This is a genomic window from Pseudomonas sp. AC193 (genome assembly GCF_979258075.1).
The window spans coordinates 1,083,472-1,100,493 of the sequence record NZ_OZ409832.1; the positions used below are offsets into that span (position 1 = coordinate 1,083,472).

General features: G+C 58.6%; 10 protein-coding genes and 2 pseudogenes. 5 read left to right on the forward strand and 7 right to left on the reverse strand.

Features of this window, described 5'->3' with window-relative positions:
* Positions 1–46: 46 nt before the first annotated feature.
* Entirely contained in the window at positions 47–934 is an 888-nt protein-coding gene (gene htpX / locus ACZZ0D_RS05135) for a protease HtpX (RefSeq protein WP_053122372.1), read from the reverse strand.
* A gap of 305 nt (positions 935–1,239) precedes the next feature.
* Positions 1,240–2,452: pseudogene (locus ACZZ0D_RS05140) on the reverse strand (pyridoxal phosphate-dependent aminotransferase).
* Between the two features lie 226 nt (positions 2,453–2,678).
* Here ACZZ0D_RS05140 and msrB point away from each other — a divergent pair.
* The 3 genes from msrB to ACZZ0D_RS05155 all read left to right on the forward strand — a co-directional run bounded on the left by msrB (position 2,679) and on the right by ACZZ0D_RS05155 (position 4,203).
* Positions 2,679–3,074 carry a peptide-methionine (R)-S-oxide reductase MsrB gene (gene msrB, locus ACZZ0D_RS05145; RefSeq protein ID WP_053122371.1) on the forward strand — a complete coding sequence of 132 codons (396 nt, stop codon included), beginning with the start codon at positions 2,679–2,681 and terminating at the stop codon, positions 3,072–3,074.
* A gap of 185 nt (positions 3,075–3,259) precedes the next feature.
* Positions 3,260–3,745, forward strand: coding sequence for a glutathione peroxidase (locus ACZZ0D_RS05150; RefSeq protein WP_053122369.1), 486 nt, complete (start codon positions 3,260–3,262; stop codon positions 3,743–3,745).
* Positions 3,742–4,203: a MarR family winged helix-turn-helix transcriptional regulator gene (locus tag ACZZ0D_RS05155; protein WP_400751750.1), complete on the forward strand. Its 462-nt coding sequence runs from the start codon at positions 3,742–3,744 to the stop codon at positions 4,201–4,203. The genes ACZZ0D_RS05150 and ACZZ0D_RS05155 overlap by 4 nt, the downstream gene beginning before the upstream one ends.
* Here the strand turns inward: ACZZ0D_RS05155 and ACZZ0D_RS05160 are convergent.
* On the reverse strand, positions 4,187–6,508 hold the full coding sequence (locus ACZZ0D_RS05160; protein ID WP_282352587.1) for a hybrid sensor histidine kinase/response regulator: 2,322 nt from the start codon (positions 6,506–6,508) through the stop codon (positions 4,187–4,189). The genes ACZZ0D_RS05155 and ACZZ0D_RS05160 overlap by 17 nt on opposite strands.
* 166 nt (positions 6,509–6,674) lie before the next feature.
* Between ACZZ0D_RS05160 and ACZZ0D_RS05165 the strand changes: the two genes are divergently transcribed.
* Both ACZZ0D_RS05165 and ACZZ0D_RS05170 read left to right on the forward strand, forming a co-directional pair.
* Positions 6,675–7,565: an ATP-binding protein gene (locus ACZZ0D_RS05165; protein WP_282352585.1), complete on the forward strand. Its 891-nt coding sequence runs from the start codon at positions 6,675–6,677 to the stop codon at positions 7,563–7,565.
* Positions 7,562–8,044, forward strand: a complete 483-nt coding sequence (locus tag ACZZ0D_RS05170) for a GAF domain-containing protein (protein WP_159811571.1) — start codon at positions 7,562–7,564, stop codon at positions 8,042–8,044. The genes ACZZ0D_RS05165 and ACZZ0D_RS05170 overlap by 4 nt, the downstream gene beginning before the upstream one ends.
* On the opposite strand, the gene ACZZ0D_RS05175 is transcribed toward ACZZ0D_RS05170, so the two are convergent.
* The 4 genes and pseudogenes from ACZZ0D_RS05175 to ACZZ0D_RS05190 form a co-directional block, all read right to left on the reverse strand.
* Positions 8,045–10,990 (reverse strand): HD domain-containing phosphohydrolase, encoded by a 2,946-nt coding sequence (locus ACZZ0D_RS05175; RefSeq protein ID WP_463552602.1) that lies wholly within the window; start codon positions 10,988–10,990, stop codon positions 8,045–8,047. It lies immediately after the preceding gene.
* Positions 10,991–11,038: 48 nt separating this feature from the next.
* A pseudogene (locus tag ACZZ0D_RS05180) lies at positions 11,039–14,682 on the reverse strand (transporter substrate-binding domain-containing protein).
* Positions 14,683–14,690: 8 nt separating this feature from the next.
* On the reverse strand, positions 14,691–15,317 hold the full coding sequence (locus ACZZ0D_RS05185) for a response regulator transcription factor (protein ID WP_053122385.1): 627 nt from the start codon (positions 15,315–15,317) through the stop codon (positions 14,691–14,693).
* 329 nt (positions 15,318–15,646) lie between these two features.
* Positions 15,647–16,975: a deoxyguanosinetriphosphate triphosphohydrolase gene (locus ACZZ0D_RS05190; protein ID WP_053122321.1), complete on the reverse strand. Its 1,329-nt coding sequence runs from the start codon at positions 16,973–16,975 to the stop codon at positions 15,647–15,649.
* Between the last annotated feature and the right edge of the window lie 47 nt (positions 16,976–17,022).

A 17,022-nucleotide genomic window follows, 5' to 3' on the forward strand; every position in this document is an offset into this window, starting at 1 on the left:
TACGGGCCTTTTTGTTTGTTACTGCGACTGGCTTGCTGCGCTGGGTTTAACCGCGACGGCGCAGGGCGTCGATACGCTCTTCCAGCGGCGGGTGGCTCATGAACATGCGCGCGAAGCCCTGCTTGATGCCACCGTTGATGCCGAAAGCATTCAGGGTGTCCGGCATATGCACCGGCAAGCCCTGTTCGGCGCGCAGACGCTGCAGGGCACCGATCATTGCGCTGGTACCGGCCAGACGTGCACCGGCTTCGTCAGCACGGAATTCACGTTTACGCGAGAACCACATGACGATCGAGCTGGCCAGAATGCCCAGCACCAGTTCGGCGAAAATGGTCGCCACGTAGTAGGCGATGCCTTGGCCTTCTTCGTTTTTAAAGATCACTTTGTCGACGAAGTTGCCGATGATCCGTGCAAAGAACATCACGAAGGTGTTCACCACGCCCTGGATCAGCGCCAGCGTGACCATGTCACCGTTGGCCACGTGGCCGATTTCGTGAGCCAGCACGGCCTTCACTTCATCGGGCGAAAAACGCTCGAGCAGGCCCTGACTGACCGCGACCAGCGCGTCGTTCTTGTTCCAGCCGGTGGCGAAGGCGTTCGCCTCGTAGGCCGGGAAAATACCGACTTCGGGCATCTTGATCCCGGCTTCGCGGGACAATTGCTCGACGGTTTGCAGCAGCCATTGCTCATGCCGGGTGCGTGGCTGGCTGATGATCTGGGTGCTGGTGCTCATCTTCGCCATCCACTTGGAGATGAACAGCGAGAACAGCGAACCGGCAAAACCAAAGACCGCACAGAAAACCAGCAGCTGACTAAGGTTGAGATCAACCCCGTTGGCCGCCATGAACCCGTTGAAGCCGAACAGGCTCAGGGTGATGCTGGCTATCAGCACGACCGCCAGGTTAGTGGCCAAAAACAGCAGGATGCGCATCATGGTTGTAGAAATCTCCTCAAGCTAAAGATGTAGCGTACTGCGGGGTATATAAGGTGCTGCAGCGGGCTATTCAACTGAGTGACTATTTCAAACTGTGTCCTACAGTGAATTCTTCGGTGCAAGGTTCATTTCCCACAACGTAAACCGACAGGGATGACAAACAGCCGCGACCCGTCGCGACTACGTCAGACGCACGTGATCGGTACGAGTCGCAAGTGTAGAAGGCGTACGCAAAGGGTGGGGCGCAGAAGTGTTGCCGAATCAGACAGTGCGCAACGTTCGGGGCGTTGCGCACTGCTGGCCTATTACTGGCGGTAAGACTTGAGGAAGTTGCCGATGCGGCCGATGGCCATTTCCAGATCATCAACGCGCGGCAGGGTGACCACACGGAAGTGATCCGGCCACGGCCAGTTGAACGCCGTGCCTTGCACCACCAGCAGCTTCTCGGAGAGCAGCAGATCGAGAACGAATTTTTCGTCGTTATGGATCGGACAGACTTTCGGATCGATTTTCGGGAACGCGTACAGCGCGCCCATCGGCTTGACGCAACTCACGCCCGGAATGTCGTTGAGCAATTCCCACGTACGGTTGCGTTGTTCCAGCAGACGCCCTTGCGGCAGCACCAGATCATTGATGCTCTGATAGCCGCCGAGTGCGGTCTGAATCGCGTGCTGGCTCGGCACGTTGGCGCACAGACGCATGTTCGCCAGCATGTCGATGCCTTCTATGTAGCTCTGCGCGTTGTGTTTCGGCCCGGAGATGGCGATCCAGCCCGAGCGGAACCCGGCCACGCGGTAGGACTTCGACAGACCGTTGAAGGTCAGGCACAGCAGATCCGGGGCCAGCGAAGCGGTGCAGATGTGCACCGCGTCGTCATACAGAATCTTGTCGTAGATTTCGTCGGAGAACACCACCAGGTTGTGTGCGCGGGCGATTTCCAGCATGCCCAGCAACACTTCCTTGGAATACACCGCGCCGGTCGGGTTATTCGGGTTGATGATCACCATCGCTTTGGTGTTCGGGGTGATCTTGGCCTTGATGTCGGCCAGATCCGGGAACCAGTCGGCGCCTTCGTCGCACAGGTAATGCACGGCGTTACCACCCGCCAGGCTCACGGCCGCGGGTCCACAGCGGATAGTCCGGGGCCGGCACCAGCACTTCGTCGCCGTTGTTGAGCAGCGCCTGCAGCGACATCACGATCAGCTCGGACACGCCGTTGCCCAGGTAGATGTCTTCGATGCCGACACCTTCAACCTGCTTTTGCTGGTAGTACTGCATCACCGCTTTGCGCGCGCTGAACAGGCCTTTGGAATCGCTGTAGCCTTGCGCGGTCGGCAGGTTGCGGATCACATCCTGAAGAATTTCGTCCGGCGCCTCGAAACCAAACGGTGCCGGGTTGCCGATATTCAGCTTGAGGATGCGCTGGCCTTCCTCTTCCAGACGTTTGGCGTGCTTGAGCACCGGGCCGCGAATGTCGTAGCAGACGTTGGCGAGCTTGTTCGATTTGCTGAACTGCATGGCGATGTGATCCCGAAAATGAACGATCCAGACGCTGTATGAACTACCGTACTGGGATTCCTGCGTTTGCATGCCAACCGGGTGCCGGAACGTGACGCTGCAAAAAATCCGTTTGAGTGCATGTAACGCGGCTGCCAGACTGGCATCAAATGAGGCGCAATCATACGTGCCGCTCGATCCGTGGAAAAGGTACAGATCGGGCTTTTTCAGCCGCTGAGGTGTGATGATGGAAAAGTTGGAAAAAACCCTGGAAGAATGGCGTGAGATGCTCGACCCCGAGCAGTACAACGTTTGCCGTCTCAGTGCGACCGAACGACCGTTCTCCGGCAAGTACAATGCGACCAAAACCGACGGTGTTTATCATTGCGTGTGCTGCAATGAGCCACTGTTCGACTCCAAGACCAAATTCGACTCCGGCTGCGGCTGGCCGAGCTTCTACGCGCCCATCGGCGAAAGCGCGATGACCGAAATCCGTGACACCACTCACGGCATGATTCGCACGGAAGTGAAATGCGCGCGCTGTGACGCGCACCTGGGCCACGTGTTCCCGGACGGCCCGCCGCCGACCGGTCTGCGTTATTGCATCAATTCGGTGTGCCTGAACCTCGAACCACGCGAGTAACCTCACGATAAAACCCCTATAGGAGCTGCCGAAGGCTGCGATCTTTTGATCTTGCTTTAAAAAACAACGTCAAAAGATCGCAGCTTTCGGCAGCTCCTACAGGGGTGTAATCCGATAAATTAAATTGCACACAATTTAATTGCTCGCTATGTTTGCCCTTTGCCACTTCCTGCGGAGCCCGACCCATGAGCGACAACCTGCTGAATATCCCGTGCACCACCATCAAGGGTGAGCAAAAGACCCTGGCCGACTACGCCGGTAAAGCGGTGCTGGTGGTCAACACGGCGAGCAAGTGCGGTTTCACCCCGCAATACAAAGGCCTCGAAGAACTGTGGCAGACCTACAAGGATCAAGGCCTGGTGGTGCTGGGCTTTCCGTGCAATCAGTTCGGCAAGCAGGAGCCGGGCAATGAAGGCGCGATCAGTGAGTTCTGCGAGCTGAATTTCGGCGTGAGTTTCCCGCTGTTCAAGAAGATCGACGTCAACGGTGCCGATGCGCACCCGCTGTTCGTGCAATTGAAAAAACGCGCGCCGGGTCTGCTGGGTTCGCAGGGCATCAAGTGGAATTTCACCAAGTTCCTGATCGGCAAGGATGGTCAACTGGTCAAGCGTTTCGCCCCGACCACCAAACCACAGGATCTGAACGGCGAGATCGAAGCGCTGCTGAAATGAACAGCCTGTCCGTCGATTCGATGCAGCTCGACAACCAGTTGTGTTTCAAGCTGTACGCCGCATCTCGCGCAGTGATTCGCGCCTACAAGCCGATGCTTGATCAGCTCGGCCTGACCTATCCGCAATATCTGGTGATGCTGGTGTTGTGGGAGTGGCAGGAAAGCGCCCCGGAGCAACCGACGGTGAAAGCGCTGGGCGAACGTCTGGCACTGGATTCCGGGACGCTGACCCCGCTGCTCAAGCGTCTGGAGCAAATGCAATGGGTGCAGCGCCAGCGTTCGGCCCGTGATGAGCGAGAGGTGCATTTGAGCCTGACGCCCGCCGGGCAAGCATTGCGCGAGCAGGTCGGGCCGCTCAAAGCGAAGTTGTTGTGCGACAGCGGCGTGGATCTCGACCGGCTCAACGAATTGCGCAACGGCCTCGATCACTTGCTCGGGCAGATCAAGGCTTTGGCGTAATCGGCACCCATTGATCAAGCAGCGCTGCCAGTTCTTCGCGGCGAAACGGTTTGGCCAGATAGTCGCTCATGCCCGCCGCGCGGCAGCGTTCTCGTTCTTCGGACATGGCGTTGGCGGTCAGGGCGACGATCGGCAATTGCGGCCAGCGCCCGCTCTGGCGAATCTGCCGACTCGCTTCGTAGCCGTCCATCACCGGCATGTTGCAGTCCATCAGCACCATGTCGAAATCATGGAATTCCAGTTGATCCAACGCCTCGGCACCGTGAGCCGCGACCACCACTTCGCAGCCAAGCTTGCCGAGCATGCCTTTGGCCACCAGTTGATTGACCGGGTTGTCCTCGACCAACAAAACCCGAGCGCGCCGAAGCGAGGGTGCAGCCTCCAGAGGTGTATCACCGACATCGGTGATGTCCGCTTGCAAGGTTCTGCGCAGATTCTGATACAGCGCGTTGCGAGCCAGCGGTCGCGCCTGCTGCTGCAGTGGCGCCAGCGCCGCGGCTTCTTCGCTGGGCAGAAAACTGCCATAAGCGGTGACCAGTAAAATCGGCGCCTTGATTGTAGGGCGCAAGCCGAACAGGCATTCCGGGCAATCGGTGATCAATACGTCAGGCGTGCGGCCCAGCAATGAATCATCAATCGTGCACTGGTCGTATTCGATGCCCCAGCCCGGCAGCAAACTTTTCAGCAGTTCCGCCAGGCCACTACTGCCAGCGGTGATGGCGAGGACTTTGCCATGCAGCGGTGCCGGAGCGATCGCGCGGGTATGGCTGGGCAGCGGCAGTTCGGCACAAAATTGGCTGCCGAAACCGGCCTCCGAACTGATCGTCAGACGGCCCTGCATGGCTTCGCACAGGTTGTAGGTCAATGCCAGACCCAGCCCGGTGCCGCCATATTGCCGAGTGATGCCAGCGCCAGCCTGAGTAAACGGCTGGAAGATTTTCACCTGCGCTTCCTGCGCGATGCCGATCCCGGTGTCACAGACTTCGATGCGCACGCCATCCTTATAGGCCGACAAGCGCACATCGACGCGACCGAAACGGGTGAACTTCAGCGCGTTCGACAGCAGGTTGCTGACGATCTGCCGAACCCGGGTCGGGTCGCCGAGTACCAGCGCGGGAAAATGCGGATCGATCAGGCAGGTCAGCTCGACGCTCGGCGCAGCGTTCTGCGAGAGCAGGTTGGCGGTGTCTTCGACCAGCGCACCGAGGTCGAACGGAATGTGTTCGAGCTCCAGTTGACCGGCATCGAATTTCGACAGATCGAGAATATCGTTGAGCAATTCCACCAGCACTTTCCCCGAGTCGTGGGCGATCGCCAGTTGTTGTTGCTGTTCGGCGTTCAGCGGGCCGTCCAGCGATAGCGCGATCATCCCCAGCAAGCCGTTGAGCGGCGTGCGAATTTCATGACTCATGTTGGCGAGAAACGCCGAGCGTGCCTCGGCCATGTCCAACGCGGTGCTGCGGGCGACTTCAAGTTCCTGATTGGATTGGCTGAGCCGCGTGTTGATCGCCTTGAGTTCAGCGGTGCGCGAGGAAACGATGGTTTCCAGTTGGCTGAGGTAATCGGTCAGGCGGTTTTCCGCGTTGCGGCGCTGCTGAATTTCCGTGGCGATGTTTTCGAATTGCTGATTGGCGACTTTGACCAGCACACCAATTTCGTCATTGGCATGCCCGGCGGGGCATTCCAGAGTTGTCGGTTCTGCGCTGCGCGGATCGCGACTGCTGAGTTCGCGAATCACCCGCACCAGTGGCTTGGTCAGCATCACGTAGAACAACGCCAGCAGAATGCCGGTAAGAATCAGGCTGCGGGCGAAACCGTTGAGCAAGGTGATTTCCGCCCGGCGCAGAAAGCGGCTGCCGAACGCGTAGGTGTCGACTTCAAGGCTCAGCACCCCTAGCGATTCGGTGGGCAGGTGGTCGAGGTAGAGGCGGTCTTCGAACTGGCGTTTGGCGCCGAACAGGGCGTCGCTGATCATCCGGTAGCCGCTTTGCAGTTCGGGACGTTTGACGCTGGCCAGTACCGTATCGTTGTTATCGGTCAGTTGCGCGGAAATGATGGCCGGCGAACGGAGCAGGCCGAGGGTGAGTTCCTGGGCCAGTTCGGCGTCGATGTTGTAAGCGATGCGAGACGCCGGATTGTGGCTGATTTCCAGCAAAGACAGGATTTCACGGTTGATGGAAGCGTCTTCACTGGCATAATCGATGCCGATTTGCAGCAGGCTGAGCAGCGTGCCCAGAATGAACCCGACCAGCACAGTAAGCTTGGCTTGCTTGTACGACAGCCGTTGGGTGAATTTGATATCCATGGGGTGTTGAACCACTTCCGTTTCCCTTCGCTGCTCAAGCATAGTCGATCATGTATGGATACCGAGGTTCCCGAATCGCCTTGTAACAAGGCTGGGTGCGGGACTTTAAGTCTGTGTGTCGTGGCTGGATCGCCATCATCACTGTGAACGAGCCCGAGGAAAAGACGTGGATTCCCGATTGAATGCTTTTCTTGAACGCGCCGAGTCGGTTCTGGCGCGGATCGAACCCTTGTTGCCGGCACCGCGTCCGGTGATCGACTGGAACACTTGCCTGGCCGCGCGCTGGCAGCGTGACGGGCGCAGCGGTTATTTGCTGCCGCTGGAAGTCAGCCTCGACATGCGTCTGTCCGACCTGATCGGCGTCGACCGTCAGCTCGAACAATTGGGCCGCAACACCCAGCAGTTCCTTGACGGCATGCCGGCCAACCACGCCTTGTTGTGGGGCTCGCGCGGCACCGGTAAATCCTCGCTGGTGCGCGCATTGCTCGCGGAACACGCCGCAGCCGGCCTGCGTTTGATCGAGATCGAACGCGATCATCTGGCCGACCTGCCGCGCGTGGTCGAGCAGATCGGCAAACTGCCACAGCGATTTGTGTTGTTCTGTGATGACTTGTCGTTCGAATCCGGTGAAGGCGATTACCGCGTGCTGAAAAGCGTGCTGGATGGCTCGCTGGAACAGGCGCCGGACAACGTCTTGTTGTACGCCACATCGAACCGTCGTCACCTGGTGCCGGAGAAAGAAAGCGACAACGAAAACTGGAAACGCGTCGACGGTGAGTTGCACCCAAGCGAAGCGGTGGAGGACAAGATTGCTTTGTCGGATCGCTTTGGCCTGTGGCTGTCGTTCTACCCATTCACCCAAGAACACTTCCTCGACGTCGTTGAACACTGGATCGGCCAATTGGCAGCCAAGGCCAATCTGAGCTGGCAGCGCGACGAAGAGCTGGACATCCTCGCCGTGCGTTGGGCCACTGGCCGCGGCAATCGCAACGGACGTTGCGCGTACCAATTCGCCCGCTACTGGGTGGGACTGAAATTGTTGGAGCACAAGGCATGATTGATTTGCAACAAAGCGGCCAGGGTCTCGAAGGCTATGGCATGTTGGCCGCGCAACTGGAATCGCTGCTGGCGGACGAACGCGATTTCATCGCCAACGCCGCGCAGTTTTCGGCGTTCCTGTTTAACCAGCTCGATGACCTGAACTGGGCGGGTTTCTACCTCAACCGCAACGAAGAGCTGGTGCTCGGCCCGTTTCAAGGGCAGATCGCTTGCGTGCGCATTCCGTTTGGTCGCGGTGTTTGCGGCGCGGCGGCGGCAACCTTGCAGACGCAGCGAGTTGAAGACGTTCACGCGTTTCCCGGCCATATCGCTTGCGACAGCGCGTCGAACAGTGAACTGGTCGTGCCGTTGGTCAAGGACGGTCGCCTGATTGGCGTGCTCGACCTCGACAGCCCGAAGCTGGCGCGTTTTGGCGCTGACGATCAGGCTGGCATCGAGCAACTCGCGGCGATTTTCCTGCGCCTGACCGACTGCTGATCATGGGCTGACGCCAGCCTTGCGGAGCAGGCTGGCGGGATCCACCGCATCGATCTGCAGCGGATCAAGAAAGCGCGTGGCGTACTGCAAATACACGCCTTCGTTGATGAACAGGCCGAACAGCTCAGGATCAATGTGCGACTCGTGGCTCATCGTCGCCATGATATTCAGCGCCTCGCTCAAGGATTTGGCCTTTTTGTAAGGCCTATCTGCCGCCGTCAGTGCCTCGAAAATATCGGCAATCGCCATCATCCGTGCCGGCAGGCTCATTTCTTCGCGTTTCAGCCGTTTCGGGTAACCGGTGCCGTCCATTTTTTCATGATGGCCGCCGGCGATTTCGGCGACGCTGTCCAGATGCCCGGGGAAGGGCAGGTGGCTGAGCATCAGGATCGTCTGCACCATGTGATGGTTGATGATGTAGCGTTCTTCGCGGGTCAGCGTGCCGCGGGTGATGCTCAGGTTGTACAACTCGCCGCGGTTGTATTTGTAGCGTGGCACATCAAGTTTGAAACCCCACGGATTGTCTTCCGGAATCAGCTCACTGTCGGCGCGTTCGAGCAAGTGTTCGGGCTTGTCCGCCAGCAGTTTTTCCCGCACTGGCAGAGTCGGCGCCGAGGTTCGCGACTGGCGACGGTTTTCTTCCCATGACACCCCCAAACGATCGTCGAGTGTGCGCATCCATGTGCGCTGGCCCAGCTCATTCAGTCGTTGCAGATCCGCTTCGGCCATCGCCTCACTGCCCAGATTACAGCGGGCGACGAAGGCGAAATCGTCATCCAGTGCCGACAACGTGGTGTCGCGCAAAACGCTGAGCTGTTCTTCGTTACCGCCCATGGCCAGTGCTTGCCAGTAGCTGATCCACGCATCGCGTTTGAGCACCTCAAAGCGGGTGCGAATCTCATGGATACGGTCGTTGATGGTCTCCAGTTTGGTGGCCTTGTCGACCACGTATTCAGGCGTGGTGACCTTGCCGCAATCGTGCAGCCACGCGGCAATGTGCAGCGCCTCCCATTCATCTTCGCTGGGTTGATAGGCCTTGAAGGCTGGGGCGTGACTGGCTGCCGCCGCATGAGCGAGCATCAGAGTCAGTTCCGGCACGCGCTGGCAATGGCCGCCGGTGTAGGGACTTTTTGCGTCGATGGCGCCGGCCAGCAATTGAATGAAGGCGTCCAGCAGTTGTTTCTGCTTGGCCTGTAGACGTTGGCTTTCGATGCTCACCGCGGCGGCGCCGGACACGGCCTGGAGAAAGGCGATGCGATCCGGTCGCAGTTTTTCCAGGTCGGCGGACGTGCCGCTGTCGTTCACCAGCAAGATCAGCAGGCCGATGGTTTCGTTGTGGCGGTTGCGCAGGCGAATGCCGATCAGGTGCACGCGCGGCGAAGCCATCGCGAGCAAGACTTTTTGCAAGTCGCCGGCCTGTTCGAAACCCAGGTTGCTCACCACGTTGTCGGCGTGTGCCAGTTGCTGAAACCATGCCGGACCTTGATGTGCCTGCAGGTCGTGGCCCTGAATAGCGAAATCTTCGAGGGTTTGCGCGGTGCCGTCGATGACCATCCCGTAAGGTTCCATGCGGTTGCCGTCGCTTTCACGCAGGTAGATCAGGCCTGCCTGAGCCTGGGCGATCTGCACGGTTTCGAACAGCACTCGCTGTAACAGCGGCGCGAATCGGGTTTCGGCACAAAGGCTGTCGGTGATGCGGAAGAAACTCGCCAGCGTGTCTTTCATTCGCGCCATCGACACACTCAACTGATCGACTTCCAGCACCGGTGAGCGTCGGGTCAGGGGGAAATTGAAATCGAAACTGCGAATTGCGTCGGCCTCCTTGACCAGCGCGTGCAGGGGTTTGACCAGAATTCGTGAGATCAACCAGCCCAGCGGCAGGCACAGCAATAACGTCGCGAGGGTAATCAGCGCACCTTGCCAGCGCATGCGATAGGCGTCGACTAGCAACTCGTCCTCTGGCACCAGCAAGGCCAATTGCAGACCGCGCGGCCCACCTTCCTGCATGCTGCTGCGGGCGACGATCCATTGGCGACCTTCGGATTCCAGGCGATTGCCTTTGTGCGCGCCGGACAGCAACGCATGCAACTGCGGACTGAGATCAGTCACCTTGGCCAGCCGTGCGGTGCGATCGTCGACGATCAGACGACTGCTGTCGGGGTAGGCCACGGCATTGCCGTCAGCATCGAACAAGGCGATTTCGGTGGCCGGGGTGACCACGTGTTTGGTCAGCGTCGCGGACAGCGCTTCCAGCGTCAGGTCGGCGCCAATCACGGCGTTTTCGCCACTGCGCCGGGCGAGGGTGGTGCCGACATTGTGGGTGGAGAAAAATACGTAGGGTTCGGTGGTGATTTGCTCGGCCTGCTGTCGGGCGCTGGTAAACCAGGCGCGGGTACGCGGGTCATAAAGGTCTTCGGGGTTGTACTGCCGGCTGATTGGCGTGAGCGATTGATCAAAGAACAGCGATTGCGACCGTGGCGGGCCATCGGCACCGTGCTCAATGCTCCAGACCTGAAACGCGGCGGCCTCCGGTGCTTTGAGCAGGGTTTTCAAAGCACCATTGCGCAACGGTCGCACCATGAAGAAATCACCGTTTGCATAACCCAGATACAGCGAGGCCAGATCCGGATTGTCCGTCAATGACTGGCTGAATGGCCTGAGTAAAGGCAGCCGCTGTTCCAGCGCCACAGCTTGCGTGGCCGGGTTGTCTGCCAGCAGGCTGAGCAGATGGCGAATCGGCTGATAGGTGGCGTGCAGGTCGACGCGTACATCCTGTTCGATGCGGTTGAACAGTTTTTCGCTGCTCGAGAGGATGATCTGCGTGGTCTGTCGGTAATTGAACAGTCCCAGGATCACCCCGGTAAGCAGCAATAGAAACGTAAACATGACGCTGATGTGCACATGCAGAGGGAACCGGCGTTGTTCCGGGCGCAGTGGGCTGGGCATTTCTGGCTCTCCAAAAGGTTTAACTCACTGCTCAGCGCCCAAGCATAGTTAAGGCACAGTCATTTTGCCTTGGTCGGCCAATGCCAATTGTTGCTGCAACGCCTGCTCCAGTTCGAGCATCACCTGATTGCTCGCCGCACAGCGCCGCGCAATCTCGTCTGCCGACATTGACTGGTTGCAGGCTTGTTCCAGTGCGTCGCAGCATTCGATCACTCGCGAAGCCTGTGCAATGCGTGCCGCGCCTTTGATCTTGTGGGCGACCAGCGCCAATGCCTGGCAGTCGTTCTGCGGCGACAGCGCGAGTAATTCTTCACGGTCGAGGCGGCTGCTTTTGAGCAACTCGGCCAACAATCGTCGGCCCTGTGCAGGGTTGCCGCCGGTCAGCAAGTTCAGGCTTTGCAGGTTGAATGCCGGCGATTGGGGGGCCGGGGTGATGCCGTCCACCCAGTGGCTCAGTTGGCTCAGGCTCAAGGGTTTGAACAGGCAGTCGTCCATCCCGGCCTGCTTACAGCGCAGGATTTCCTCGGGTTGAGCATTGGCGGTGAAACCCAGCACCGTGCACGGCGGGCTGTGGTTCTGCTGCTCATGCAGGCGTATCGCGCGGGTCAGGTCATAGCCGTTCATCAACGGCATGTTGCAGTCGGCGATCACCAGATCGAATTGACCTGCTTTCCACATGTCCAGTCCGCTGCTGCCGTTTTCGGCGAGGCTGCACTGGTGCCCCAGAAACTCCAGTTGCTGACACATCAGCAGACGATTGGCGGGGTGATCATCCACCACCAATACGTTGAGTGGGGCGAGTGATGCCTTGATCGGCGGCTCGGCTTTGCGGGTGATCACTTCGGCGGGAAATGTTTCCAATGGCAGGGAAATACACACCTGAGTGCCGATCCCGGGGTGGCTGCTCAACTGCAGTTTTCCGCCCATCATTTCGCACAGGCTGCGGCTGATCACCAGACCCAGACCCGCGCCACTGCGGGCTTGCTGAGCGCTGTTCTCCGCTTGGGAAAAGGCTCGAACAGACGCTGCTGATCTTCGGCGCTGATGCCCACGCCACTGTCTTGAACGGTCAGTTGCATCAATGAACGCGCCGGATCGTCGGTTTTCATCAGATCGAGAGTGATCCTGATTTGGCCGTGCTCGGTAAACTTGATCGCGTTGCTGATCAGGTTGGACAGCACTTGCTTGAAGCGCAGCGGATCCAGTTGCACGTCGACCGCCAGTTGCGGCGGGTTGAACGTCATGTGCAGTGACAGGTTTTTTTGCCGCGCCAGACCATCGAAGATGCGCGTAACAGACGCCACCGTTTCGACCAGGTTGACCCGTTCCGGGCTCAGGCTCAGGCGTCCGGATTCGATTCGCGCGATATCCAGAATATCGCCGATCAGACCCAGCAGATCCTTGGCCGAATGGTAGGCGGTGTCGATCGATGAGCGATCGGGGTGCTGCTGATCCATGCGTTTGAGCGTCAGTTCGAGCATGCCGATTACTGCATTCATTGGCGTGCGGATCTCGTGGCTCATCGTCGCCAGAAAGGTACTTTTCGCACGATTCGCATCGTCGGCCTGCTCTTTGGCCGTGCGCAGTTCCTCGAATAGCTGGCGGCGTTCGCTGATGTCGATCCAGCCGCCGATGATGCCTTGCACGTCTGCGCTGGAGTCACGATAGGGCAGGATCCAGTGATAGATCGTCAGCCGCCGATTGCCGATGTGCAAGGGACGGTCGAGCACCAGCGGCTTGCCTTGGGCGATGACTCGCTGATAATCCGCCTGAAATGCCTGGGCTTCGAAGGCGTTGCTTAGCGTGCCCTGCATGACGCTTTTGCCGATCACGTCTTCGCGCTTGGCGTTGAAGGCTTCGAGGTAGCTGTCATTGCAGCTTTGCAACAGTCCTTGCCGGTCACGCACATAGATTGGATGCGGCGTGCCATTGACCAGTGAACGCATGAATTCGAACTGGTCGTTGAGCGCCCGTTCCGCTGCTTTGCGTTGGTTGATCTGGCGGCGCATATAAGCGTTCCACGCCAGCAACAACAGCAGAACCACGCCGGCAGCCCCGATGACTTGATAGAACAGGCGTTGATAATTGCGCCAGGTGTTCTGCGAGGCCGAGGTGTAGCCGCGCCAGCGACCATTGATCACACCCAGTTCTTCGGGTGCGATGCTCAGCAGGGCTTTGTTGATGATCGAACTCAGCTCGGTATTGTCGCGCGCCGTGGCCAGAGAAAAGGCAGCCTGACCGGTGCCGATGGTGGTGGTGATCTGCAGCGCCCGCTCGAAAATCCTCGAAGAGATGAAGTAGTTGGCGATCACCAGAGAATTCACCGCGCCTTCAACATGACCTTCGGCCAGCAGCGAAACCGCGCTGAAGGTGTCCGGTGTCTCGATCAACTCGATGCGTGGAAATTCGCGGCGCAGGTACTCGACCATTGGATTGCCTTGCGCAATCGCGATCGGTTTGTCTTTGAGCTGGCCCAGATTGGTCGGGCTGCCAGCACTCTTGCGGGTCAGCAGGACGTAAGAGTTTTCCAGATAAGGGCGACTGAAAGTCAGGGTCTCTTCGCGCTCGGCGGTCGGCAGAAGCGCGGCGATGAGGTCGGCCTGGTGGTTGTCGATCTGTTTGACCATTTCGGCATCATTGCGGCTGCGGCGGATGTCGAAACGCAGGCCGGTACGCAGACGGATCAGCTCCAGCAGGTCGGCGCTGATGCCGCGAAAATTGCCATCGCCGTCGAAGAACGTCAGCGGCGCGTAAGCCTCGTTGACCAGCACGCTGACCACGGGATGCTGCTTGAGCCAGGCCTCTTCGCGGCGGGTCAGTTGCAGTTTCTGATCGGTCAGCAACATGTCGCTGCCGGCGCTCCAGCGTTTGGCGATGTTCTCGCGCACACTGCGCGGCACCGCTTTGAGTACCGTGTTGATGACGTCCAGCAGCTGCGGATTGTTACGGCGCACGGCGAAGCTGAACCCTTGGGCTTCCTGTTTGCCGAAGTTGGCCATGCGCACGTTGTTGAGGTAACCCTTGTTGATCATGTAGTGCGTGGACAGGGTGTCGCCGAGAAAGACATCGGCCTGGTCGAATGCCACCGCGTTAATTGCGTTCTGGTACGACGGATAGCAGGTGATCAGCGCTTTGGGGTACAGCGCCTTGACCTCGGCCAGCGGCAGATAGTGATAAACCATGCTCAAACGCAGGCCGGCCAAGCCTTCGCTCAGGGAGCGGGTTTCGCCTTCGCGTGTCACCAGCACCGGTTGGTCGACCGCATAGGGCTCGGACAGAGCCAGATTGGCGTTGCCGGCTTCGTAGCCGTTCGCCGTTCCGAGCAGATCGACCTGGCCATCCAGCAACGCGCGAATAGCGGCATCCCGCGAGGGGAATCGTTGAATGCGGATCGGCAGTCCGGTGGCTTCGCTGAGGAAACCGGCGTAATCGGCAGTCAGACCTTCGTAGTCGCGGCCACTGACGGTCATGTCGAACGGCGGGTAATCCGGTGCCGAAGTGCCCAGCACCAGTTCGCTGCGGGTGTGCAACCACTGTCGTTGCGACGCCTCGAAGGTGACCGATAGCGATTCGCCGGTCGTGCGACTGAATAAGGCATACACCGGTGATTCGCCAACCATGGCGAACACGTTTGAGCTCAGCAACAGGCTTACACTCAACGCTATTAAATAGTCCTTTAAACGACTGGGCATGCGGGCTCTCACACGAGTGCGTTACGTTTGGCCATTTCGATTAGTTCAACAAGGGATTTGGCTTTGAGTTTTTGCATTAAGCGTTTTTTGTAAGTGCTCACGGTTTTGTTGCTGAGAAACATGCCTTTGGCGATTTCCTTGTTAGTACGACCCTGGGCAAATAGTTGTAACACCATGAGTTCGCGGTCGTTGACCGATTTGAATAATTCAAGTTCAGCATAACGAATGTCATCGCTACGTACAGGATTCAATGCCTGACTCGGGAAATAGTTGTAACCGGAAAGTACTGCCTTGATTGCACTGACCAGTTCACTCAAGTCTTCCTGCTTGCACACGTAACCCGAAGCCCCGGACTGCATGCAGCGAATGCCGAACAAGGTCGGGCACTGGGCGGTGAGCACCAGGGTTTTCAGGCAGGAACCCATGGCGTTGAAGCGGGCCAGCACTTCGAGCCCGTCGAGCTTGGGGATGCTGATGTCAAGGATGATCAGGTCAGGCATGCACTCGCGCACCATTTGCATGGCATCGACCCCATTATCGGTTTCGCCGACGACCTTATAGCCTTCATGTTCCAGCAGCATGCGAACGGCAAGACGGATGACCGGGTGATCGTCGACAATAAAAACGGAGTTCATAATCAAATCCCATACAAGCACGAATAAAGCGCGCACCTTAGCTCAGATGTATGAACGCTCGTATGAGCGGACATGGCTCTAGGTGCGTTATAGGATAATTCCTACAATTACTTGGGAATGGGACTACGGGTGATTAGGTTTGACGTAAGGAAGGGCTGTTTCAACTGTCGCGGGTTTGCGCAGAGTGTTTTGCAAGTGCGGGTCGCAACTGGGGATTTATAGTGTGTTTAATATTTGTTTGAATTACGCCGCAAAAGAGGGTGCATCATAGCTAGCAGAGACCTTCGATAATGATTACACCCGACCGGCGCCGGTCGGGTGCAAACGGATCAATGACTGGAGCGCCCGGTCATTTCCAGTGCCATGTCGCTGGCGTAGCTGTCGGTCATGCCGGCGATGAAATCGATCATGCGCAGAAAAGAGCTGTGTAACGACGCCTGTGGATCCGGCGCGTTATTGCCCAACAAGTCGAGGATGCGTCGGCTTTTGAACGACGGCGTGCGGCCATTGTGTTGTTCCAGCGCCGCGCCACAGAACGAGTTGAGGAGGATTTCCAGCGTGGTGTACGCGCCGATTTCATGCAGGGTTTTGCGCTTGTCCTGAAAGATCTTTTTGCGCGCAATGTCCTTGGCATTTAGTACGCAACGCTTGGCCGGACCGTGCATGTGTTCCACCAGATCGCCGTGCAAGGTGCCGGCGAGGAGGGCGTCTTGCTGTTCGACGAAGGCTCGCGCCGCCGCGTTTGTCAGGTGTTCGATGGCTTTGCCGCGCAGGATTGCCAGTTTGCGCCGACGTGAATCCTGCGGGCCGAGCTGGCGATAGGTTTCCGGCAGGTCGTCACCGACCAGACCGAGCAGCAGCGACTCGACCTCGGCGTACTCCAGCAGCTCCATCTCGAGGCCGTCTTCGAGGTCGATCAGCGCGTAGCAGATGTCGTCGGCGGCTTCCATCAGGTACACCAATGGATGACGCGCCCAGCGCTGGTCTTCGATTTGCGGCAGACCGAGTTTGTGAGCGATCTGCTCGAGCAGCGGCAATTCGCTCTGGTAGCAGCCGAACTTGTGCTTTTTGTAACCGAGGGAATCGGCGTGACGCGCAGTCCACGGGTATTTCAGGTAGGTGCCGAGGGTGGCATACGTCAGTCGCGTGCCACCGTCGAACTGGTGGTATTCCAGTTGCGTGAGCACGCGGAAACCCTGGGCGTTGCCTTCGAAATTGAGGAAGTCTCCGCGCTCGGCCTCGCTCATGCCATCGAGCCAGCCACGTCCGGCGGCCTGTTGGAACCAGTGGCGAATCGCATCTTCGCCGGAATGGCCGAACGGCGGATTACCGATGTCATGAGCCAGACACGCCGATTGCACGACCATACCGAGGTCAGCGGGGTCGCACCATTCCGGCAGAGCACTGCGCAGGGTTTCGCCGACGCGCATGCCCAGCGAGCGGCCGACACAACTGACTTCCAGCGAGTGGGTCAGGCGCGTGTGAATGTGATCGTTGCTGGTGACCGGGTGCACTTGCGTCTTGCGTCCCAGGCGACGAAACGCGCCGGAGAAAATAATGCGGTCATGGTCTTTGTGAAAAGGGCTGCGGCCGAGTTCTTGCGGGCTGTGCAGCGGCTTTCCGAGGCGTTCGCGGTTGAGCAGGGTCTGCCAATCCAAGGCTGATTCTCTCCGTCTGGATAACTGATGCCCTAGCTTCCCGGTTC

Coding starts and splice junctions, on each gene's coding strand:
- htpX (WP_053122372.1), bottom strand. CDS start 934: ATGATGCGCATCCTGCTGTTTTTGGCCACTAACCTGGCGGTCGTGCTG.
- ACZZ0D_RS05170 (WP_159811571.1), top strand. CDS start 7,562: ATGATTGATTTGCAACAAAGCGGCCAGGGTCTCGAAGGCTATGGCATG.
- ACZZ0D_RS05160 (WP_282352587.1), bottom strand. CDS start 6,508: ATGGATATCAAATTCACCCAACGGCTGTCGTACAAGCAAGCCAAGCTT.
- msrB (WP_053122371.1), top strand. CDS start 2,679: ATGGAAAAGTTGGAAAAAACCCTGGAAGAATGGCGTGAGATGCTCGAC.
- ACZZ0D_RS05155 (WP_400751750.1), top strand. CDS start 3,742: ATGAACAGCCTGTCCGTCGATTCGATGCAGCTCGACAACCAGTTGTGT.
- ACZZ0D_RS05150 (WP_053122369.1), top strand. CDS start 3,260: ATGAGCGACAACCTGCTGAATATCCCGTGCACCACCATCAAGGGTGAG.
- ACZZ0D_RS05175 (WP_463552602.1), bottom strand. CDS start 10,990: ATGCCCAGCCCACTGCGCCCGGAACAACGCCGGTTCCCTCTGCATGTG.
- ACZZ0D_RS05185 (WP_053122385.1), bottom strand. CDS start 15,317: ATGAACTCCGTTTTTATTGTCGACGATCACCCGGTCATCCGTCTTGCC.